Origin of the sequence: Caldimonas tepidiphila (genome assembly GCF_003569765.1) — a bacterium.
GTDB classification, from domain to species: Bacteria; Pseudomonadota; Gammaproteobacteria; order Burkholderiales; family Burkholderiaceae_C; genus Caldimonas; species Caldimonas tepidiphila.
In genome coordinates, this window is record NZ_KZ983957.1 from 58,580 (window position 1) to 80,012 (window position 21,433).

The 21,433-nt window shown below is 71.1% G+C and carries 20 protein-coding genes and 1 tRNA gene; 17 read left to right on the plus strand and 4 right to left on the minus strand.

Annotation, left to right across the window (positions count from 1 at the left end; genetic code table 11):
- The first annotated feature begins 38 nt into the window (after positions 1-38).
- The 8 genes from D3A59_RS00245 to D3A59_RS00280 all read left to right on the plus strand — a co-directional run bounded on the left by D3A59_RS00245 (position 39) and on the right by D3A59_RS00280 (position 6,495).
- Positions 39-1,844 carry a tetratricopeptide repeat protein gene (locus tag D3A59_RS00245; RefSeq protein WP_119152925.1) on the plus strand — a complete coding sequence of 602 codons (1,806 nt, stop codon included), beginning with the start codon at positions 39-41 and terminating at the stop codon, positions 1,842-1,844.
- Positions 1,841-2,374: a lipoprotein insertase outer membrane protein LolB gene (locus tag D3A59_RS00250; protein ID WP_119152926.1), complete on the plus strand. Its 534-nt coding sequence runs from the start codon at positions 1,841-1,843 to the stop codon at positions 2,372-2,374. Before D3A59_RS00245 ends, D3A59_RS00250 begins: the two co-directional genes overlap by 4 nt.
- A gap of 67 nt (positions 2,375-2,441) precedes the next feature.
- Positions 2,442-3,320, plus strand: a complete 879-nt coding sequence (gene ispE / locus D3A59_RS00255) for a 4-(cytidine 5'-diphospho)-2-C-methyl-D-erythritol kinase (RefSeq protein ID WP_119152927.1) — start codon at positions 2,442-2,444, stop codon at positions 3,318-3,320.
- Between the two features lie 45 nt (positions 3,321-3,365).
- A tRNA-Gln gene (locus D3A59_RS00260) sits at positions 3,366-3,442 on the plus strand.
- Positions 3,443-3,584: 142 nt separating this feature from the next.
- Positions 3,585-4,547 (plus strand): ribose-phosphate pyrophosphokinase, encoded by a 963-nt coding sequence (locus tag D3A59_RS00265; protein ID WP_119152928.1) that lies wholly within the window; start codon positions 3,585-3,587, stop codon positions 4,545-4,547.
- Positions 4,548-4,627: 80 nt separating this feature from the next.
- The gene (locus tag D3A59_RS00270; protein ID WP_119152929.1) at positions 4,628-5,248 is read left to right on the plus strand and encodes a 50S ribosomal protein L25/general stress protein Ctc; all 621 of its coding nucleotides are present in this window, start codon (positions 4,628-4,630) and stop codon (positions 5,246-5,248) included.
- Between the two features lie 121 nt (positions 5,249-5,369).
- Positions 5,370-6,035 (plus strand): aminoacyl-tRNA hydrolase, encoded by a 666-nt coding sequence (gene pth, locus D3A59_RS00275; RefSeq protein ID WP_119152930.1) that lies wholly within the window; start codon positions 5,370-5,372, stop codon positions 6,033-6,035.
- Position 6,036: 1 nt separating this feature from the next.
- Positions 6,037-6,495: a hypothetical protein gene (locus tag D3A59_RS00280; RefSeq protein ID WP_119152931.1), complete on the plus strand. Its 459-nt coding sequence runs from the start codon at positions 6,037-6,039 to the stop codon at positions 6,493-6,495.
- 21 nt (positions 6,496-6,516) lie between these two features.
- Here the strand turns inward: D3A59_RS00280 and D3A59_RS00285 are convergent, their stop codons facing one another.
- From D3A59_RS00285 to rsmD, 3 genes are read right to left on the minus strand one after another with little or no spacing between them, the layout of a single operon-like run.
- Positions 6,517-6,786 carry a YfhL family 4Fe-4S dicluster ferredoxin gene (locus D3A59_RS00285; protein WP_119152932.1) on the minus strand — a complete coding sequence of 90 codons (270 nt, stop codon included), beginning with the start codon at positions 6,784-6,786 and terminating at the stop codon, positions 6,517-6,519.
- A 19-nt stretch (positions 6,787-6,805) separates the two neighbouring features.
- Positions 6,806-7,306 carry a pantetheine-phosphate adenylyltransferase gene (coaD, locus tag D3A59_RS00290; RefSeq protein WP_119152933.1) on the minus strand — a complete coding sequence of 167 codons (501 nt, stop codon included), beginning with the start codon at positions 7,304-7,306 and terminating at the stop codon, positions 6,806-6,808.
- Positions 7,303-7,932 (minus strand): 16S rRNA (guanine(966)-N(2))-methyltransferase RsmD, encoded by a 630-nt coding sequence (gene rsmD, locus D3A59_RS00295; RefSeq protein ID WP_119152934.1) that lies wholly within the window; start codon positions 7,930-7,932, stop codon positions 7,303-7,305. The genes coaD and rsmD overlap by 4 nt, the downstream gene beginning before the upstream one ends.
- A 127-nt stretch (positions 7,933-8,059) precedes the next feature.
- On the opposite strand from rsmD, the gene ftsY reads away from it, so the two are divergent.
- Positions 8,060-9,277: a signal recognition particle-docking protein FtsY gene (gene ftsY / locus D3A59_RS00300; protein ID WP_119152935.1), complete on the plus strand. Its 1,218-nt coding sequence runs from the start codon at positions 8,060-8,062 to the stop codon at positions 9,275-9,277.
- A 112-nt stretch (positions 9,278-9,389) separates the two neighbouring features.
- Here ftsY and ffh read toward each other — a convergent pair whose 3' ends face one another.
- Positions 9,390-10,766, minus strand: coding sequence for a signal recognition particle protein (gene ffh / locus D3A59_RS00305; RefSeq protein WP_119152936.1), 1,377 nt, complete (start codon positions 10,764-10,766; stop codon positions 9,390-9,392).
- Between the two features lie 95 nt (positions 10,767-10,861).
- On the opposite strand from ffh, the gene D3A59_RS00310 reads away from it, so the two are divergent.
- The 8 genes from D3A59_RS00310 to D3A59_RS00345 all read left to right on the plus strand — a co-directional run bounded on the left by D3A59_RS00310 (position 10,862) and on the right by D3A59_RS00345 (position 21,418).
- Complete coding sequence (locus D3A59_RS00310; RefSeq protein WP_240635867.1) at positions 10,862-11,656, plus strand: cytochrome C assembly family protein; 795 nt, start codon at positions 10,862-10,864, stop codon at positions 11,654-11,656.
- A 10-nt stretch (positions 11,657-11,666) separates the two neighbouring features.
- A complete protein-coding gene (locus D3A59_RS00315; RefSeq protein WP_119152938.1) occupies positions 11,667-11,906 on the plus strand; it encodes a PP0621 family protein in 240 nt (79 codons plus the stop codon).
- A gap of 8 nt (positions 11,907-11,914) precedes the next feature.
- A complete protein-coding gene (locus D3A59_RS00320; protein ID WP_119152939.1) occupies positions 11,915-13,735 on the plus strand; it encodes a sensor histidine kinase in 1,821 nt (606 codons plus the stop codon).
- Entirely contained in the window at positions 13,732-15,282 is a 1,551-nt protein-coding gene (locus D3A59_RS00325) for a sigma-54-dependent transcriptional regulator (protein WP_119152940.1), read from the plus strand. The genes D3A59_RS00320 and D3A59_RS00325 overlap by 4 nt, the downstream gene beginning before the upstream one ends.
- A complete protein-coding gene (gene ampD / locus D3A59_RS00330) occupies positions 15,279-15,884 on the plus strand; it encodes a 1,6-anhydro-N-acetylmuramyl-L-alanine amidase AmpD (protein ID WP_119152941.1) in 606 nt (201 codons plus the stop codon). The genes D3A59_RS00325 and ampD overlap by 4 nt, the downstream gene beginning before the upstream one ends.
- Positions 15,885-16,255: 371 nt before the next feature.
- The gene (locus D3A59_RS00335) at positions 16,256-19,162 is read left to right on the plus strand and encodes a ribonucleoside-diphosphate reductase subunit alpha (protein ID WP_119152942.1); all 2,907 of its coding nucleotides are present in this window, start codon (positions 16,256-16,258) and stop codon (positions 19,160-19,162) included.
- Positions 19,163-19,365: 203 nt separating this feature from the next.
- On the plus strand, positions 19,366-20,556 hold the full coding sequence (locus D3A59_RS00340) for a ribonucleotide-diphosphate reductase subunit beta (RefSeq protein WP_119152943.1): 1,191 nt from the start codon (positions 19,366-19,368) through the stop codon (positions 20,554-20,556).
- A gap of 205 nt (positions 20,557-20,761) precedes the next feature.
- On the plus strand, positions 20,762-21,418 hold the full coding sequence (locus tag D3A59_RS00345; RefSeq protein ID WP_119152944.1) for a histone H1: 657 nt from the start codon (positions 20,762-20,764) through the stop codon (positions 21,416-21,418).
- The last annotated feature ends 15 nt before the right edge of the window (positions 21,419-21,433 follow it).

Consider the following 21,433-nt stretch of genomic DNA (forward strand, 5'->3'; position numbering starts at 1 on the left):
CCCTACATAGAATGGTCCCGACTCCAGGAGCCCCCCCGATGCCAGCCTTCAAGAAGACCTCGCGCGCCGCCCTCGCCCTGCTGATGGCCGCCGCCGGCTGGTCGGCCGTTCCGGCCGCGGCCCAGGCACCCGCGCAGCCGCTGGCGGCTGGCAGCGGGGCCGCGCCGCAGGAGGAGGAGGGCGGGCGCTCGGCGCTCGACGCGGCGCTGTTCTACCAGCTGCTCGTCGGCGAGATGGAGCTGCGCGCGGGCAATGCCGGCTCGGCCTTCGAGATCCTGCTCGACGGCGCGCGCAAGACCGGCGACGAGCGGCTGTACCGCCGCGCCACCGAGGTCGCGCTGCAGTCGCGCGCCGGCGACCAGGCGCTTGCCGCGGCGCAGGCCTGGCGCACCGCGCATCCGGAGTCGGCCGACGCGCACCGCTACGTCGTGCAGCTGCTCGTCGCGCTCAACCGCGTGCCCGAGACGCTCGAGCCGCTGCGCGCGCTGCTGCAGCTGACGCCCGCGGCCGAGCGGCCGCTCGCGCTGCTGCTGGTGCCGCGCTACTACTCCCGCGCGATCGACCGCGCCGGGGCGGCCGCCGTGATCGAGAAGGTGGTGCAGCCTTATGTCGGCTCGCCCGCGACCCGCACGGCGGCATTGGTCGCGATCGGCCGCGGCTGGCAGCAGGCGCAGGATTCGCAGCGCGCGCTGGCGCTCGCCGAGCGCGCGCACCGCGACGATCCGTCCGCGGAGGGCCCGGCGCTGCTCGCGATGGAGCTGATCGCCGAGCAGCCGGGCGCCGAGGTGATCGTGAAGGGCTTCCTCGACAAGGCGGCCACCGCCCACGTGATGCGCCTCGCCTATGCCCGGGCGCTGGTGTCGGCGCGCCGCTACCCGGATGCGGTGGCGCAGCTCGAGCAGGTGACGCAGGCCGAGCCCTCGATGGCCGCGCCGTGGCTGAGCCTCGGCGCGCTGCGGCTGGAGCTCAAGCGCCCGCGCGAGGCCCAGCAGGCGCTGGAGCGCTACCTGGCCCTGAGCCAGGAGCAGCCGGCGGCGCCGGCCGTGCAGATCGTCCAGGGCGAGGAGATGCCGGGCGAGGGCCTGACGCAGGCCTACCTGCTGCTCGCGCAGGCGGCCGAGGAGCAGCGGGACTTCGACGCGGCGCAGCGTTGGCTGGACCGCATCGAGGGCGGCGCGGGCTCGCTGAGCGTGCAGCTGCGGCGCGCCTCCGTGCTGGGGCAGCAGGGCCGGGTGCGCGAGGCGCGCGAGCTGCTGCGCGCGCTGCCCGGGACCACGCCGGACGAGATCCGCTCGAAGCTGCTCGCCGAGGCGCACCTGATGCGCGAGCTGCGCAACTGGGGCGAGTCCTACCGCGTGCTGGCGCAGGCGCTGGCGCAGTTCCCGAAGGACGTGGACCTGATGTACGAGCAGGCCATGATGGCCGAGAAGCTCGGGCGCTTCGACGAGATGGAGCGGCTGCTGCGGCAGGTGATCGCGCAGCAGCCGGAGCACCACCATGCCTACAACGCGCTCGGCTACACGCTGGCCGACCGCAACATCCGGCTGCAGGAGGCGCGCGCGCTGATCGTGCGCGCGCTCGAGCTCGCGCCGAACGAGCCCTTCATCCTCGACAGCCTGGGCTGGGTCGAGTACCGCCTCGGGCGCCGCGAGGAGGCGCTGGCGCTGCTGCAGCGCGCCTACCAGGCGCAGCCCGACGCCGAGATCGCCGCGCACCTCGGCGAGGTGATGTGGTCGCTCGGCCGGCGCGACGAGGCGATCAGCGTGTTCCGCGAGGGCCGCTCGCGCGACGCGGTCAACGACGTGCTCAAGAGCACGCTCGCGCGGCTGAAGGTGGATCTTTGACGCGGGCTGGGTTCCTCCTCGCCGCCGCGCTGCTGCTGGCCGGCTGCGCCTCGGTGCCCACGCCCGGGCTGACGCCGGGGCCGGGGGAGCTGCTGAGCGGCCGCATCGCGGTGCGCGCCGAGCCGTTCGAGCCGGGCGCGCCGGTGCGCGCGTCCAGCGCGGCCTTCGAGCTGCGGGGCGATGCGGACGCGGGCGAGCTGCGCCTGACCTCGCCGCTCGGCACGGTGCTGGCCGTCGCGCGCTGGCGCGGCGATCGCGCCACGCTGGAGGCGCGCGGCGAGGTCTGGCACTACGACACGCTGCAGGCGCTGGGCCGCGAGATGCTCGGCGAGGACATCCCGGTCGCGGCGCTGTTCGACTGGCTGCGCGCTCGGCCGTGGGGCGGCTCGCCCGCGGCGGCCTGGTCCGACGGCCGGGGCTTCGACCAGCTCGGCTGGCGCGTGGACCTGGCGCGCGCCCCGGACGGGCTGGTGGTGGCCACGCGCGCCACGCCGCCGCTCGTCACGGTGCGCGCGCGCGTCGACCGCTAGCGTCCACGGGCCGGATCGGGCGGGCGCCCGGTGCCTCGCACCGGCGCTTGAGGCAGACTTGCCGCCGATGAAAGCGCTCTACGACGTCCCGGCCCCGGCCAAGCTCAACCTCTTCCTGCACATCGTCGGTCGCCGCGCCGACGGCTACCACCTGCTGCAGTCGGTCTTCGTGCCGATCGACTGGAGCGACACGCTGCACTTCGAGCGCCGTACCGACGCGCGTCTGCTGCGCCACGACCTCGGCGAGCCGCTGCCGCCCGACGACCTGTGCCTGCGCGCGGCGCGCTTGCTGCAGCAGGAGAGCGGCTGCATGCTGGGCGCGGACATCTCGATCGACAAGCGCGTGCCCTCGGGAGCCGGCATGGGCGGCGGCAGCTCCGACGCGGCCAGCACGCTGATCGCGCTCAACCGCCTGTGGGGCCTGGACTGGCCCCGCACCCGGCTGCTGGCGCTGGGCGAGCGGCTGGGCGCCGACGTGCCCTTCTTCATCGCCGGCGGGCCGGCCTGGGTGGAGGGCATCGGCGAGCGCATCACGCCGCTGGCGCTGCCGGCGCAGCGCTTCTTCGTCGTCAAGCCGGCGGTGAGCCTGCCGACGGCCGAAATTTTTCGCAGCGATCTCTTGCCAAGATCAACTCCTCTTGCTACAGTAGCATTCTTTCTTGCACAGCAAGGCCGGTTCGGTTGCAACGACATGCAGGTTGTTGCCGAATCGCTGAGCAGCGAAGTCGGGCAGGCGCTCGGGTGGCTCAAGGGTCGCTTTGGCAACAGCCGGATGACGGGGTCGGGCAGCGCGGTATTCGCGTGGGTCGACGGGCAGGAAGGCGGCACAGAAGACGTGACCAACGCGTCGTCCGGCCAGGCAGGTTCCGATCTGCCGGCGGGGTGGCAGGGTCGGATGTGCTGGAGTCTGGGGCAGCACCCGTTGAGGGAGTGGGTTCCGGACTGATCTGCGACAGTTTCAGGGCGGTTGCCTCCGGGCAGCAGCCTGTGTAGGGGAGTCGCCAAGTTGGTCAAGGCATCGGATTTTGATTCCGACATGCGAGGGTTCGAGTCCTTCCTCCCCTGCCAAATCTTTTGAAAACCTCTGAACGGTGCGCCCGGGTGGCGCGTCTTCAGGGGTTTGCTGGTTTTTGGAGGGGCTCGCCCCGGCGCTTTGCATCGGCGGGCCGCGGCCGTGTCGATGCGGCCGGTCGGGTCCGACGGAGTGAAGATGCTGTCCGACACCGTTCTGTTCACCGGCAACGCCAATCCGGCGCTGGCCCGGGAAATCGCCAATCATCTGGGCGTCTCGCTCGGCCACGCCTCGGTGGGTCGCTTCTCCGACGGTGAAGTCACCGTCGAGATCCAGCAGAACGTGCGCGGCCGCGAGGTCTTCGTCGTGCAGTCGACCTGCGCGCCGACCAACGACAACCTGATGGAGCTGTGCGTGATGGCCGACGCGCTCAAGCGCGCCTCCGCCCAGCGCATCACCGCCGTGATGCCGTACTTCGGCTATGCGCGCCAGGACCGCCGCCCGCGCTCGACGCGTGTGCCGATCAGCGCCAAGGTCGTCGCCAACATGATCGAGGTCGTCGGCGTCAACCGCGTGCTGACGATGGACCTGCACGCCGACCAGATCCAGGGTTTCTTCGACATCCCGGTCGACAACATCTACGCCTCTCCGGTGCTGCTGTCGGACCTGCAGGCCAAGCGCTACGACGACCTGGTGGTCGTGTCGCCGGACGTCGGCGGCGTGGTGCGCGCCCGTGCGCTCGCCAAGCAGCTCGGCTGCGACCTGGCGATCATCGACAAGCGCCGCCCCAAGGCCAACGTCTCCGAGGTGATGCACATCATCGGCGAGATCGAGGGCCGCAACTGCGTGATCATGGACGACATGATCGACACCGCGGGCACGCTGGTGAAGGCCGCCGAGGTGCTCAAGGAACGCGGCGCCAAGACTGTCTACGCCTACTGCACGCACCCGGTGTTCTCCGGCCCGGCGATCGAGCGCATTGCGAACTCCGCGCTCGACGAGGTCGTGATCACCAACACCATCCCGCTCAACGAGACGGCCAAGTCCTGCGGCAAGATCCGCCAGCTCTCGGTCGCCTTCCTGTTCGCCGAGACGATCCGCCGCATCTCGGACGGCGAATCGGTGACCTCGCTTTTCGCGGAACAGAACAACAACTTCTGATCCGCCGCACCAGGCCGCGCCGCATCGGGCGCGGCCTTTTTCATGCGTCTGGTCGCGGACGCATCCAACTGGAGAGATGAATGAAATTCGTCGCATTTGAGCGCCAACTGCAGGGGACCGGAGCGAGCCGCCGCCTGCGCACTGCTGGCAAGGTCCCGGGCATCGTCTACGGTGCCGGTGACGCGAAGACGATCGAGCTCGATCACAACGCGCTGTTCCACGCCATGAAGAAGGAAGCCTTCCATTCTTCCGTGCTGGAGATGGAACTGGCCGGCCAGACCGAGAAGGTCGTGCTGCGCGACTACCAGATGCACGCCTTCAAGCCGCTGGTGCTGCACGTGGACTTCCAGCGCGTCGACGAGACGACCCGCCTGAAGAAGAAGGTGCCGCTGCACTTCGTCAACGAAGCCGAGTCGCCGGCCGTCAAGACCGACAAGTGCACGATCAGCCACGTCGTCACCGTGCTCGAGATCGAGTGCCTGGCCGCCAAGCTGCCCGAGTTCCTGACCGTCGACCTCGGCAACGTGGTCCAGGGCCAGTCGATCCACGTCAACGACCTCAAGCTCGACCCGAGCATCAAGGTGCTGACGCACGGCAAGCCGAACCCGGTGATCGCGACCGTGGTCGCCCCGGTGGTCGAGGAGATCGTCGTCGCCGCCGCGCCGGCCGCTCCCGCCAAGGGCAAGGGCAAGAAGAAGTAATCTTCTGCCGAGCCCGCGGCGCCTTGCGCCGCGCTCCGAAGGCCCCGCCCCGGCGGGGCCTTTGCATTTGCGCCGGCGCAGTTTCGCGTGCACGACGGCGCGCCGATAATCGGAGTCCATCATGATTCGACTGCTGGTGGGCCTGGGCAATCCCGGGCCGGAATACGAGGCCACCCGGCACAACGCCGGCTTCTGGTGGATCGACGCGGTGGCGCGCAAGCTCGGCGCGCACCTGTCGGCCGACCGCAGCTACCACGGGCTGGTCGCGCGCGTGAACCGGCCGCTGCCCGGCGTCGAGCACCCGGTCTGGCTGCTCGAGCCGCAGACCTACATGAACCTGTCGGGCAAGTCGGTCGCGGCGCTGGCGCGCTTCTTCAAGATCGCGCCGGAGGAGATCCTCGTCGCGCACGACGAGCTCGACCTGCCTCCCGGGCAGATGAAGATGAAGCAGGGCGGCGGCCACGCGGGCCACAACGGCCTCAAGGACATCCAGGCGCAGCTCGGCTCGCCGAACTACTGGCGGCTGCGCATCGGCATCGGCCACCCCGGCGTGAAGGCCGAGGTGCCGGACTACGTGCTGCGCAAGCCGGCGCCCGAGCACCGCGAGGCGCTCGAGACCAGCATCGCGCGTTCGCTGCCCGCGGTGGAGCACCTGCTGCGCGGCGAGATGGAGCGCGCCACGCTGCTGGTGCATGCGCGCCCGGCACGCCCCAAGCCTCCGAAGCCGCCCAAGCCGGCCGGCACGCCGGCGACCCCCGCGGCTCCGCAGGACGGCGCGGCGGAATGACATGGACATCCGCCGCCTGCCGCCCGCCCTCCGCACCGCAGTGCGGTTCGCGCTGGGTGCGGCCGTGGCGGGGGTGATGCCGGCAGTCCCCGGCGAGGCGAGGGCGCAGGAGGCCGTCTACCGCTGCGGTCCCGACGGCCGCAGCTATTCGCAGACGCCGTGCGAGGGCGGCCGCCGTGTCGAGGTCGGCGATCCGCGCTCGCCGCAGCAGCAGGTCGAGGCCGAGGCGCAGCGGCGGCAACTGCTCGAGCAGGCGCGGGCGCTGCCCGAGCGCGCACCCGAGGCGCCGCGCGGCGCCGGCCTCATCCACACGCGCCGGCCGCCCGAGGCGGCTCCGGCCAAGGCGCGCGCCTCCGGCCCGAAGAAGCCGCCGGCGGCGGGCGAGCCGAAGGCCGTCGCCCCGGCGCCCGAGGACGCGGCCTCGATCCGCAAGAAGAAAAGGCGCCGCAGCGGCGCCTGAGCAGGGGAGAGGGCGGGGCGGTCAGTCGGCCGCCGGGGACGGCAGGCCCGCCTGCAGCCCCAGGTACTTCTGCATCAGCTGCTCGCGCGTCTCGCGGTGCTCGGGATCGACCGGGATGCAGCTGACCGGGCAGACCTGCATGCACTGCGGCTCGTCGAAGTGGCCGACGCACTCGGTGCAGCGCTGCGGGTCGATCACGTAGATCTCCGGCCCCATCGAAATCGCCTGGTTCGGGCATTCCGGCTCGCACACGTCGCAGTTGATGCATTCATCGGTGATCTTCAGTGCCATCTCGAACTTCCCCGGCGCTTCAGACGCCCTGCTTGACGCGGTCCTTCAGCCGCTGGAGCACGGAGGGTGCCACAAACTTGGAGACATCACCGCCGAGGGCGGCAATCTCACGCACGAAGGTGCCGGAGACGAACTGGTACTGGTCGCTCGGCGTGAGGAACACCGTCTCGACCTCGGGCATCAGCTGCCGGTTCATGCCCGCCATCTGGAACTCGTACTCGAAGTCGCTGACCGCGCGCAGGCCGCGCACCACCACCTTGCCGTCGTGGGCGACGACGAAGTCGCGCAGCAGGCCGCGGAAGGCCATCACCTCGACGTTGCCGTAGCGGGCGGCCTCCTCGCGCGCGATGTCGAGCCGCTCGTCGAGCGAGAACATCGTGCGCTTGTGGTGGCCGGCGGCGACCGCGAGGATGAGCCGGTCGAACAGCCGGCTGGCGCGGCGCATCAGGTCCTCGTGGCCGAGCGTCATCGGGTCGAACGTGCCGGGGTAGACGGCGGTGATGCGGGCGGTGGAGGTCATGCGGGGCTCCTCGGGGCGACGGAATCGGCCGCGGCGCGGCGGAACAGGTGGTAGTGGACGCTGCCGGCGCTGCCGTGGCGGTGCGGCAGCAGCGACAGCGCGGCGAGCTGCGCCTCGTCGTCGAGGCGGCGGTCGGCCTCCAGGTAGAGCAGGCCGCCGTCGACGAGCAGCGGCGCGGCGGCGGCGAGCGCCGCGTCGAAGACGCCTGCATCGAAGGGCGGGTCGAGCAGCACCAGCTCGAAGCGCGCGGGCGCGGCGCGCTGCATCCAGCGCAGCGCGTCGGTGGACAGGACCTGCACCGCGTCGGCCGACAGCCGCGCCTTGACCGATTCGAGCCCGGCGCGCAGCGTCGCGTCGCGCTCGATCATCAGCACCTCGGCGGCACCGCGCGAGGCGGCCTCGAAGCCGAGCGCGCCGGTGCCGGCGAAGGCGTCGAGGCAGCGCCAGCCCTCCAGGTCCTGGCCCAGCCAGTTGAAGAGCGTCTCGCGCACGCGGTCCATCGTCGGGCGCAGCCCGGGGCGATCGGCCACCGGCAGCTTCGTGCGCTTCCATTGCCCGGCGATGATGCGCACCTCGCGCGGCGGCGGAGACGAGGCGGGGCGGCGGGGGGCGGGGCGGCTCGGCATGGCGGGTGGGGCGGCAAAGCGCGGATTCTAGGCGCGCGCTCCATGCGGGCGATTCCGGGCATGCGCCGCCGCGCCCGGGAGTCGGCGGCGACACGACCTAGAATCGACCGTCATCCAGGCGCGATCCATGTTCAGCTTCTTCCGCAAAAAAACCCCGTCTCCCGCCCCCGAAACCCCCGACGCCGCACCGGACGAGGCCGCCGCACCCGCTGCAGCGCCCGCGACGGACGTGCCGCCGGCCCCGGCCGACGAGGGCGGCGGCCGCTCGCTGTTCGGCTTCTTCCGCCGCGGCAAGGGCGCGGCGCCCGAGGCTCCCGTGCCCGAGGAAGCGCCCGAGCTGCCCGAGGCGCCGCCCGCGCCCGCAGTGGCCGAGCCTCTGCTGCCGCAGGCCGCGGAGGCCGCGCAGGAGGTCGAGGAGCTCGAGGAGCCGGTCGAGACCGAGGCCGAGCGCCAGTCCTGGCTGCACCGGCTGCGCCAGGGCCTGCGCCGCACCGGCAGCGGCATCGCGCAGGTCTTCACCGGCACGCAGATCGACGAGGAGTTGTACGAGGAGCTCGAGGCGGCGCTGCTGATGGCTGACACGGGCGTCAAGGCCACCGAGTTCCTGCTCGAGGACCTGCGCCGCCGCGTTAAGGAGACGAGGACCACCGACCCGGCGGCGGTGAAGGCGCTGCTCGCCGACGCGGTGGCCGACCTGCTCGCGCCGCTCGAGAAGCCGCTCGCGATCGGCCGCCACCTGCCGACCGTGATGATGGTCGTGGGCGTCAACGGCGCCGGCAAGACCACCAGCATCGGCAAGCTCACGCGCCACCTCGCCGACGCGCGCGCGAAGGTGCTGCTGGCTGCGGCCGACACCTTTCGCGCCGCCGCGCGCGAGCAGCTCGCGGTGTGGGCGGGGCGCAACCAGGTCGAGATCGTCAGCCAAGAGGGGGGCGACCCGGCCGCGGTCACCTTCGACGCGGTGTCCGCGGGCCGTGCGCGCGGCTGCCATGTCGTGATCGCCGACACCGCCGGGCGCCTGCCGACGCAGCTGCACCTGATGGAGGAGCTGCGCAAGATCCGCCGCGTGATCGCGAAGGCCGATGCCTCCGCGCCGCACGAGGTGCTGCTGGTGGTCGACGGCAACACCGGCCAGAACGCGCTGGCGCAGGTCAAGGCCTTCGACGACGCGCTGCAGCTCACCGGGCTGATCGTCACCAAGCTCGATGGCACCGCCAAGGGCGGCGTGCTGGCGGCGATCGCGCGCGAGCGCCCGGTGCCGGTGTACTTCATCGGTGTCGGCGAGAAGCTCGAGGACCTGCAGACCTTCAAGGCGCGCGAGTTCGCGCAGGCGCTGCTGTCCTGAGGACGCGCATGCGCGCCGGTGGCCGCCTGCTGCGATGGTAGGCGGCACGGCGCGGCGGCGTCTGCGCCGCGCGCGTTGCAGAGGTAACGGTCGGTGGCGGGGCCGCGCCGCCTCAGCGCCGCGGCATGCCGGGCAGCCCGGGCATGCCCTTGCCGCCGCCCATGCGCTTCATCATCTTCATCAGGCCGCCGCCCTTCATCTTCTTCATCATCCCCTGCATCTGCTCGAACTGGTTGAGCAGGCGGTTGACTTCCTGGACCTGCACGCCGGCGCCCGCGGCGATGCGGCGCTTGCGGCTGGCCTTGATGAGCTCGGGCTTGCGGCGCTCCAGCGGCGTCATGCTGTTGATGATGCCCTCCATGCGGCGCACGTCGCGCTCGGCGCGGTCCATGTCGGCCTGGCCGGCCTTGGCGGCCATCTCGGTGGGCAGCTTGTCGAGCAGGCCCGAGAGCCCGCCCATCTTCTTCATCTGCGACAGCTGCGACAGGAAGTCGTTGAGGTCGAAGCTCTCGCCGGACTTGACCTTGTCGGCGAGCTTCTGCGCGGCGTCGAGGTCCACGCCCTTCTGCACCTCCTCGACCAGCGCAACGATGTCGCCCATGCCGAGCACGCGCCCGGCATGGCGCTCGGCGTCGAACTCCTCGAGGCCGTCGATCTTCTCGGACACGCCCGCGAACTTGATCGGCGCGCCGGTGATCTGGCGCACCGACATCGCGGCGCCGCCGCGCGAGTCGCCGTCGAGCTTGGTCAGCACGATGCCCGTCAGCGGCAGCGCCTCCTTGAAGGCACGGGCGGTGTTGATCGCGTCCTGGCCCTGCATCGCATCGACCACGAACAGCGTCTCGACCGGCTTGAGCTCCTTGTGCAGCTCGGCGATCTCGCGCATCAGCGCCTCGTCGATCGCGAGGCGGCCGGCGGTGTCGACCAGCAGCACGTCGAAGTAGTGGCGCTTCGCGTGGTCGAGCGCCGCGCGCGCGATGTCCACCGGCTTGTCGCTCGGCTGCGACGGGAACCACTCGGCGCCGGCCTGCTTGGTGACGGTCTTGAGCTGCTCGATCGCGGCCGGGCGGTAGACGTCGGCCGAGACGGTCAGCACCTTCTTCTTGCGGCGCTCGCGCAGGTGCTTGGCGAGCTTGGCGGTGGTGGTGGTCTTGCCGGCGCCCTGCAGGCCCGTCATCAGCACCACGGCCGGCGGCTGCGCGGCGAGGTTGAGCCCCCCGCTGCCTTCGCCCATCGTCGCGGCGAGCTCCTTGTGCACCACGCCGACGAGGGCCTGGCCGGGGGACAGCGAGCCGACCACTTCCTGGCCGAGCGCTTTCTCCTTCACGCGCGCGATGAAGTCGCGCACCACGGGCAGCGCCACGTCGGCTTCGAGCAGCGCCATGCGCACCTCGCGCAGCATGTCCTGCACATTGCTTTCGGTGATGCGCGCCTGACCGCGCATCTGCTTGACAAGCCGCGACAGGCGATCGGTGAGGGTGGAGGCCATTGGAGGAGGGCAGCGCGCGAGAACCGCGGCCGCGAAAGTAAACTGTGCGGATGATTCTAGCTTCCGGGCTCTGGGGCACGGCCCTGCCGCCATCGATGCCCACCGTGGCGGCCAGCCTGGTGGCGCTGGCCGCCTATGCGGCCGCCGTGATGCGCAGCGACGCGGGCGCGCAGGCGCTGCGCTGGGCGCTGCTGGTCGGCTGGGCCGCGCACGGCCTGGCGATCGTCTTCGACACCGCGGGCATCGGCGTCGCCGCCGGCACGCGCTTCGGCTTCGCGCCGGCGCTGTCGGTCACGCTGTGGCTGGTGCTGGCGGTCTATGCGGTCGAGAGCCGCTTCGTGCCGCTGCCCGGCATGCGGCGCGTGCTGGCGGGCTGCGGCGCCGCGGCGGTGCTGCTGATGCTGCTGTTCCCGGGCGAATTGCACCCGCATCGCGACGGCTCCGGCCTCGCGCCGCTGCACTGGTTCCTCGGCATCGCCTCCTACGGCCTGTTCGGCGCGGCGGTGCTGCACGCGGCGCTGCTGTCGAACGCCGAGCGGCAGATGCGGCTCAAGCGCGGCGCGGTGGCGCCCAAGCCGCTCGGCCTGCCGCTGCTGTCGCTCGAGAAGCTCACCTTCCGCTTCGTCGCCGCGGGCTTCGCGGTGCTGTCGGCGGCGCTGCTGTTCGGCTGGTGGTTCGCGTCGGCCTGGCGTTGGGACCACAAGACGGTGTTCTCGGTGCTCGGCTGGGGCGTGTTCGCCGCGCTGCTGATCGGGCGCCACGCCTTCGGCTGGCGCGGCCGGCGCGCCACGCGCTGGCTCTACACCGGTGCGGCGCTGCTGCTGCTGGCCTACGTCGGCTCGCGCTTCGTGATCGAGGTGCTGCTGTCTCACCGCAGCGCCGCTGCCTGAGCAGGACGGCATGACCAAGGTCCTGATCCTCCTCGCGGTGATTGCGCTGCTGTGGTGGCTGCTGCGGCCGCGCCCCGGCCGCGGCGGTGCCGACGCCGGGGCAGCGCCGCAAGCCCGGGACGCTTCGCCGCGGGAGATCGTCGCCTGCGCACGCTGCGGCGTGCACGTGCCGCGCGACGAGGCGCTGCCCGGGCCGGCCGGCGAGCCCTACTGCTGCGAGGCGCACCGCGGCGCCGGGCCTCCCCGGTGACGCCGCCGATGGGCTGGCGGAACTGGTGGCGCGCCCGGGACGCCTCCCGCACGGACGCGCGCCGCGCCGAGGAGGAGGCCTGGCCGAGCGCCTTCGGGGTGGGACGCGACACGCAGATCCTCGGCGGCGACTCGGGCCTCGCGGGCGCGGCCGCGCCCGACGGAGGCCTGCATCCCTCCTTCGCGCGGGTCCTCGGCGCCTTCCTGGCCGCGCGCGCCGCGGTCGGCGTGCTGCTGCTCGCCACGCAGGTGGCCGGCAAGGTCTTCGTCGACGGTCGGCCGGACTGGGTGCTGCTCGTGTGCATGGCGTATGCGGTGGCGACGGTGTCGGCCTGGATGCTGCCGTGGCTGCGCCGCATGCAGCCGACGCTGCCCCGGCTGAGGCGCGGGCAGTGGCTGGGCACGATCGGGCTGGACCTGCTGACCTTCGGGGCGCTGCACCTGCTCGCCCCGCGCTCGGTGCTGAACTTCGTGCCGCTGCTGGTGCTGCCGGTGCTGATGGCCGGCGTGCTGACGCCGCGGCCCGCGGCGCTGGCGGTGACGGCCGCCGTCTCGCTGCTGCTGCTGGCGCAGTCCTGGGCGGAGGTGCTCGCCGGCGGCGAGCCGATGCTGCTGATCACGCAGAGCGGCCTGGTCGGCAGCGGCTTCTTCGTCATCGCGCTGCTCGCCGGCGAGTTGGCTTCGCGCCTGGCGCGGCAGGAGCTCGCCGCGCGCGGCAGCCTGGAGCTGGCGCGCCAGCAGGCCCAGCTCAACCGGCTGGTGATCGAGGAGATGCAGGACGGCGTGCTGGTGGCCGACCGGCACGGCCGCGTGCGCGCCGCCAACCCGGCCGCGCGGCGCCTGATCCAAGCCGAGGGAAGCGCGCAGCCGGCACCCTTCCACCTGAAGTTCTCGGCGGTCTGGCTGCCGCTGTTCGAGGTCGTGCAGCAGGCCTTCGCGGCAGGGAGCTGGCCGCAGGAGGGGCGCCAGCTGGTGCTGCAGTTCGGCGAGGGCCGGGCCCGCAACCTGTGGGTGCGCATGCGCTTCACGCGGCCACAGGCCTCGCCGCGCCCGGAGGAGCTCTGCGTGATGTTCCTGCAGGACCTGCGCGACGTGCAGGCGCGGCTGCGGCAGGAGAAGCTCGCCGCGATGGGGCGCGTGTCGGCGGGCATCGCGCACGAGATCCGCAATCCGCTCGCGGCGATCGCGCAGGCCAACGAGCTGATGGCCGAGGACGCGGTGACCGCGTCGCAGCGCCAGCTCACGCAGATGGTGGCCGACAACGTCGAGCGGCTCAAGCGCATCGTCGACGACGTGATGGACGTCGCCTCGGGCCAGCATCCGCCGGCCGCCGTGGTGGACGCGACGGCGCTGGTCAGCGCGGTCTGCCGCGAATGGGCCGGGACCGCGCGGCTGCCGGCCGGCGCGGACGGGCCGCTGCGCCTGGATCTTCCCCCCGAGCCGCTCGGCGTCGTGTTCGAGCCCGATCACCTGCGCCGCGTGCTCGTGAACCTGCTCGACAACGCCTGCCGCCATGCGACGCGCACGCCCGGCTCGATCGAGCTGCGCATGCACGCGGAAGGGGCGGAGCTGGTCGAGCTGTGCGTTGCCAGCGACGGGCCGCCGATCCCGCCCGACGTGGAAAATCACCTGTTCGAGCCTTTCTTCTCGACGCGCAGCCGCGGCACCGGACTCGGCCTGTATATTTGCAAGGAAATATGTACGCGCTACGGTGTCTCGATCGACTACCGGCTGCGCAGCTCGAAGCACCAGGCGCGCAACGAGTTCTTCCTGATCATGCGTCGCGAAGCCCTCCCGGCGCCCCATCCCAGTCCCGCTCCCGCTCCATGAGTTCCGCCACCCCCTACAAACTGCTGGTGGTCGACGACGAACCCGACCTGCGCACGCTCTACGAGCTGACGCTGCTGCGCGAGGGCTACGACGTCGAGACCGCGGCGTCGGTGCAGGAGGCCTGGGCGCGGCTCGCCGAGCGCAGCTACAGCGCGGTGATCACCGACATGCGCCTGCCCGACGGCTCGGGCATGGACCTGCTGCGGCGGCTCGAGCAGGCCGGCCGCGGCGAGAAGGCGGTGGTCATCACCGCCTTCGGCTCGCCCGAGAACGCGGTCGAGGCGCTCAAGGCCGGCGCCTTCGACTACCTCACCAAGCCCGTGGACCTGAAGCAGTTCCGCGCCGTCGTGGCCTCGGCCACCGGTCGGCCGTCCCCGGCCTTGCGCTCGCCCTCGACGGGCGCAGCCGCGAGCTCGGCCGTGCCCGCGCCCGCGCTGGGTCGCCGGGCGGGCGGCGGCCGTGCGCCGGCGGCGGTGCTCGTCACCGGCGGCAGCGGCACGCTCGAGCGCATGGTCGGCACCTCCGCGCCGATGCGCCAGGTGCGCGAGCTGATCGAGAAGGTCGCGCGCAGCATGGCGCCGGTGCTCGTCAACGGCGAGTCCGGCACCGGCAAGGAGCTCGTCGCGCGCTCGATCCACGAGGTCAGCGCGCGGCGCGGCCAGCCCTTCATCGCCGTGAACTGCGGCGCGATCCCCGAGCACCTGCTCGAGGCCGAGTTCTTCGGCTACCGCAAGGGCGCCTTCACCGGCGCGCAGGAGGACCGCGAGGGCTTCTTCCAGGCCGCGCGCGGCGGCACGCTCTTCCTCGACGAGATCGGCGACCTGCCGCTGGCAATGCAGTCCAAGCTGCTGCGCGCGATCCAGGAGCGCGCGGTGCGGCAGGTGGGCGCGATCGGCGAGATGCCGGTGGACGTGCGGCTCGTGAGCGCGACGCACAAGGACCTCGCCAGCGAGGTGCAGCAGGGGCGCTTCCGCCAGGACCTGTACTACCGGCTCAACGTGATCCAGATCCGCGTGCCCGCGCTGCGCGAGCGGCCCGGGGACCTGCCGGACATCTGCGACGGCTTGCTGCACCGCATCGCGCAGGACGCCGGCGTGTGGCCGCCACCGCGCCTGACGCCCGCCGCGCTGGACCACCTCGGCCGCTATGCCTTCCCGGGCAACGTGCGCGAACTCGAGAACCTGCTGCACCGCGCCGTCGCGCTGTCGGGCAGCGAATGGATCGACGTGCCCGACCTCGGCCTGCCCGACGTGGCCTTCGCCGACTCCAACCTCGCCGAGCTCGACGCCCCGGCACCGCTGTCGGCGGCGCGGGATGCAGCGGCGGCGGACCAGCCGCCTCTGCCGAGCGACCTGGCCGCCTATCTCGACAGCGTCGAGCGCGACATCCTCGTGCGCGCGCTCGAGCAGCACCGCTTCAACCGCACCGCCGCCGGCGCCAGCCTCGGGCTGTCGCTGCGGCAGATGCGCTACCGCATGGCGCGGCTCGGCGTGCAGGTGGCCGAGCACGGCATCGACCTCGCGGCGCTGGAGGAGGGCGGCGCATGAGCGCTCCCCACGAGGGGGCGCCGCCACCGGGTGGTGGCGACTGGGACGCAGGCTGGCTGCGTGCGGCCCGCCGCCGTCCCTCGCCGAACTTCGGCCCGCGGCCTGCGGACGCCGTCGTCGATCTCGCGCTGATCCATTCGATCAGCCTGCCGCCGGGGCAGTACGGCGGGCCCGGGATCGAGCAGCTTTTCACGAACCGGCTCGACTGGGACGCGCATCCCTACTTCCGGCAGATCCGCGGCCTCGAGGTTTCGGCACACTTCGTGATCCGCCGCGACGGCGAGCTGCTGCAGTTCGTGTCGTGCGACGAGCGCGCCTGGCACGCCGGCCGCTCGAGCCTGCGCGGTCGCGACAACTGCAACGACTACTCGATCGGCATCGAGCTCGAGGGCCTCGAGGACACGCCCTTCGAGGCCGCGCAGTACGCGGCGCTCGCGCGGCTGCTGCAGGCGCTCGCGCAGCGCTACCCGGTCTCCCTGGTCGCCGGGCACGAGCATGTCGCGCCCGGGCGCAAGCGCGATCCTGGCGCCGCCTTCGACTGGCCGGGCCTGTGCCGCGCCGTCGGCTGGCCCGCCGAGCGCTTCTTCCCGCTCGCTCCCTGAGTCGCGCCAGGACTCTCCCGCGGCCGTGCGCCCGGAGGATCCCGTGCCTGGGCTGTCCTGCCCGAAAGCCGGGTTTTCGTCAACACTGACGCTATACCTGGGGTCTTGAGCAGGCCCGGGACACTAGATATAGTGTCTCGTCGTGGTATTCTCGCGCCCCCGCCACCCGGTGGGAGCGACGCCGGCACCGCCTTCCAGGCTGCCGCCGCGCCCGCCGGTGCCGTCCGCGCCCCACCCCAGCCCGTCCCGAGCGGCCGGCTGCAGTCGGGTCGGCCGCGGTCCCGGGACACCACACCGTCCGGCCTGCGCAGCGCCCCGAAGGCGCGCGCCTGCCGTCCGCCTTCCAGCGTTCATCGCATACAGGGGAATCCATGCAAGCTGTCACCTCGCACGCCACTGCCGCCGCAGCGACCGCGTCCGTCCAGCCCGGCGCCGCCGCCGCCTCGGCCGCCTACGCCGCCTACCACATCATCCGCCGCAACGGCGCGGTCGTCGCCTTCGAGCCGAACAAGATCGCCATCGCGCTGATGAAGGCCTTCCTCGCGGTGCACGGCACGCAGGGCGCGGCGTCGGCAAGCGTGCGCGAGACGGTGGACGGCCTGACCGAGGCGGTGGTGCGCGCGCTGGTGCGCTCGCGCCCGAGCGGCGGCACCTTCCACATCGAGGACGTGCAGGACCAGGTCGAGCTCGGCCTGATGCGCGGCGGCCACCACGAGGTCGCGCGCGCCTACGTGCTGTACCGCGAGCGCCGCGCGCAGGAGCGCGCGCGCCAGGCGCCGCAGCAGCCGGCGGTGCAGGAAAGCTCGCTGTACGTGATCGACAAGGGCCAGCGCGTGCCGCTGGACCTGCCCAAGCTGCAGGCGCTGGTCGAGTCGGCCTGCGCCGGCCTCGGCGCCGAGGTCAGCCCCGCCCCGATCCTGGCCGAGACGCGCCGCAACCTCTACGACGGCGTGTCGCTGGACGAGGTGTTCAAGGCCGCGATCCTGGCCGCGCGCACGCTGATCGAGAAGGAGCCCGGCTACACCCGCGTCACGGCCCGCCTGCTGCAGCACACCATCCGCCGCGAGATCCTCGGCGAGGACGTCATGCAGGCCGAGATGCACACGCGCTACGCCGACTACTTCCCCGGCTTCGTCAAGCAGGGCGTGGAGGCCGAGCTGCTCGACGAGAAGCTGCTGCAGTTCGACCTCGAGCGCCTGGGCGCGGCGCTCAAGGCCGACCGCGACCTGCAGTTCGACTACCTGGGCCTGCAGACCCTCTACGACCGCTACTTCCTGCACGTCGACGGCCAGCGCATCGAGCTGCCGCAGGCCTTCTTCATGCGCGTCGCGATGGGCCTGGCCCTCAACGAGATCGACCGCGAGGCGCGCGCGATCGAGTTCTACGACCTGCTGTCGTCCTTCGACTTCATGAGCTCGACGCCGACGCTGTTCAACTCGGGCACGCGTCGCTCGCAGCTGTCGAGCTGCTACCTGACCACCGTCCCCGACGACCTCGACGGCATCTACGAGGCGATCAAGGACAACGCGCTGCTGTCGAAGTTCGCCGGCGGCCTGGGCAACGACTGGACCAACGTCCGCGCGCTGGGCAGCCACATCAAGGGCACCAACGGCAAGAGCCAGGGCGTGGTTCCCTTCCTCAAGGTCGTCAACGACACCGCGGTTGCGGTCAACCAGGGCGGCAAGAGGAAGGGCGCGGTCTGCGCCTACCTGGAGAGCTGGCACCTCGACATCGAGGAGTTCCTTGAACTCCGCAAGAACACCGGCGACGACCGCCGCCGCACGCACGACATGAACACCGCGAACTGGATTCCGGACCTGTTCATGAAGCGCGTGATGGAGGGCGGCGACTGGACGCTGTTCTCGCCCGCGACCTGCCCGGACCTGCACGACAAGTTCGGCAAGGACTTCGAGGCGGCCTACACGCGTTATGAAGAGAAGGTCGAGCGCGGCGAGATCAAGCTCTTCAAGAAGATGCCGGCCAAGGACCTGTGGCGCAAGATGCTCTCGATGCTGTTCGAGACCGGCCATCCCTGGATCACGTTCAAGGACGCCTGCAACGTGCGCAGCCCGCAGCAGCACGCCGGCGTGGTGCACTCGTCGAACCTGTGCACCGAGATCACGCTCAACACCAACGAGCGCGAGATCGCGGTGTGCAACCTCGGCTCGGTCAACCTCGCGCAGCACATCCGTGACGGCGCGATCGACCACGACAAGCTGAAGAAGACGGTGGCGACGGCGATGCGCATGCTCGACAACGTCATCGACATCAACTACTACGCGGTCAAGAAGGCGCGCGACTCGAACCTGCGCCACCGCCCGGTGGGCCTGGGCCTGATGGGCTTCCAGGACTGCCTGTACCAGCTGCGCGTGCCCTACGCATCCGACGCCGCGGTCGAGTTCGCCGACCGCTCGATGGAGGCGCTGTGCTACTACGCCTACTGGGCCTCGACCGAGCTCGCCGCCGAGCGCGGCCGCTATTCGAGCTTCAAGGGCTCGCTGTGGGACCGCGGCATCCTGCCCTTCGACACGCTGGAGCTGCTCGCCGAGGCGCGCGGCGGCTACGTCGAGATCGATCGCTCGATCACGCTGGACTGGGACGCGCTGCGCTCGCGCATCGCCCAGCACGGCATGCGCAACTCGAACTGCGTGGCGATCGCGCCGACCGCGACGATCTCCAACATCATCGGCGTGGACGCGTCGATCGAGCCCTGCTTCGGCAACCTGTCGGTCAAGTCCAACCTGTCGGGCGAGTTCACCGTGGTCAACGAGTACCTGGTGCGCGACCTCAAGAAGCTCGGCCTGTGGGACGACATCATGGTCATGGACCTCAAGCACTTCGACGGCTCGCTGCGCCGCATCGACCGCGTGCCCGAGGAGCTCAAGGCGCTCTACGCCACCGCGTTCGAGGTCGAGCCGGTGTGGCTGGTCGAGGCCGCGGCGCGTCGCCAGAAGTGGATCGACCAGGCCCAGTCGCTGAACATCTACATGGCCGGCGCCTCGGGCAAGAAGCTCGACGAGACCTACAAGCTCGCCTGGCTGCGCGGCGTGAAGACGACCTACTACCTGCGCACGATGGGCGCGACGCACGCCGAGAAGTCGACCGTGAAGGCCGGCCAGCTCAACGCGGTGTCGGCGCATGGCGGCGGCACGCCGATTGCGATGTCTGCAGCGGTCGAGGCAGTGGCTGCCGCGCCGATCGAAGTCGCAGCGGCCGAGCCTGCCACCGATATCAAGTTCTGCTCGATCGACGACCCGGGCTGCGAAGCCTGCCAGTGATGCGCTGAAAGTCCGGCGCGCTGCGATGCCTTTGCAGCGCATCGCGCCGGACCCGCGGCGCATCGCCATTTCCTTTTCAGGATGCGCACCATTCGAGGCCCGCAGGCAGGGTATCGCCGCGACATCGCGGCCGCCTGCGGCCAATAAACGCTTGGTGTTTGCACCCTGTCGCTCTGATAATTCGCCTCTACAGGAAGTCCACCATGTTGGTTTGGGAAGAAGAACAGTCCTCGACACCTCCCCCGTTCAGCCCCGCGTCGAGCTCCGCCGGACAGGCACGTTCCGCCGTCCCCGCATCCCAGCCTTCCGCTCCGATTCCCTCCGCTTCCGATTCGACCGCTGCCGCCCATCGCGCCAGCATGCATGCGGCGAGCGAGCGTCGCGTGAACGCCGCCGACAAGCGCATCATCAACGGCCAGACCGACGTCAACCAGCTCGTCCCGTTCAAGTACAAGTGGGCCTGGGAGAAATACCTCGCCACCTGCGCGAACCACTGGATGCCGCAGGAGGTGAACATGTCGCGCGACATCGCGACCTGGAAGGACCCGAACGGCCTCTCCGATGACGAGCGCCGCATCATCAAGCGCAATCTCGGCTTCTTCGTGACCGCCGATTCGCTCGCGGCCAACAACATCGTGCTCGGCACCTACCGCCACATCACCGCGCCCGAATGCCGCCAGTTCCTGCTGCGCCAGGCCTTCGAGGAGGCGATCCACACGCACGCCTACCAGTACATCGTCGAGTCGCTCGGCCTCGACGAGAGCGAGATCTTCAACGCCTATCATGAGGTGGCGTCGATCCGCGACAAGGATGAGTTCCTGATCCCGTTCATCGACGCGATCATGGACCCGAACTTCAATACCGGCACGCTCGAGAACGACCAGACGCTGCTCAAGAGCCTGATCGTGTTCGCCTGCCTGATGGAGGGCCTGTTCTTCTACGTCGGCTTCACGCAGATCCTCGCGCTCGGCCGCCAGAACAAGATGACGGGCGCGGCCGAGCAGTACCAGTACATCCTGCGCGACGAGTCGATGCACTGCAATTTCGGCATCGACCTGATCAACCAGATCAAGCTCGAGAACCCGCAGCTGTGGACGCCGGCATTCAAGGCGGAGATCAAGGCGCTGTTCCTGAAGGCGGTCGAGCTCGAATACCGCTACGCCGAGGACACGATGCCGCGCGGCGTGCTGGGCCTGAATGCCTCGATGTTCAAGGGCTACCTGCGCTACATCGCTAACCGTCGCGCGACGCAGATCGGCCTGGAGGAGTTGTTCCCGAACGAGGAAAACCCCTTCCCGTGGATGAGCGAAATGATCGACCTGAAGAAGGAGCGCAATTTCTTCGAGACGCGCGTGATCGAGTACCAGTCCGGCGGCGCGCTGTCCTGGGATTGACGCGTTGCGGATGGGCGCACTCCAGGTCTTGAACGAGAGCATCCGATCGACCCGCCACGAGCGGCCGCGCAGGGCGCGGGCGCCGCGGCGGGCGCCCTTATTTGCCGTACCGGCCGGTCCCATCCTGGCAGACCGTCCGGCGGTGAATCGCCGTGCCCCCCCGGGGGGTATGGCGCTCTTTGCCACTTGATCAAGGAGATTCGTCATGGCAACTGCAAAGAAAGCGGCCGCAAAGAAGGCCCCCGCGAAGAAGGCGGCACCGGCCAAGAAGGCCACCGCGGCGAAGAAGGCCGCACCGGAGAAGACCGTGGCGGCGGCGCCGGTCGAGGCCGTCGCGGCACCGGCCAAGAAGGCTGCGGCGAAGAAGGCCGCTGCGAAGAAGTCGGCGGCGCCGGCCGTGGCCGAGAAGGCGGCCGCGCCGGCGAAGAAGGCGGCGGCGAAGAAGGCGGCCGTGAAGGCCGTGGCCGAGGCGCCCGCAGCGCCGGCGAAGAAGGCCGCGGCAAAGAAGGCACCGGCTGCGAAGAAGGCAGTTGCCGCGGCGGTCGAGGCCCCGGCGAAGAAGGCCGCGGCCAAGAAGGCGCCGGCCGCGAAGAAGGCAGTTGCCGAGGCGGTCGCGGCCCCGGCGAAGAAGGCGGCTGCGAAGAAGAGCGCCACCGCGGCGACGAAGACGGCCGCGAAGGCGGTGGTGGCCGACACCGCCGCGACGCCCACCAAGAAGGCGGCCGCGAAGAAGGCCCCTGCGGCGAAGAAGGCTCCCGCGGCGAAGAAGGCGGCGGCGAAGAAGAGCGCGGCCGCCCCGGCGGCGAAGACCACGCTGAGCCCGCAGGCCGCCTGGCCCTTCCCGACCGGCGCCAAGCCCTGAGCGGGACCTGGCTCG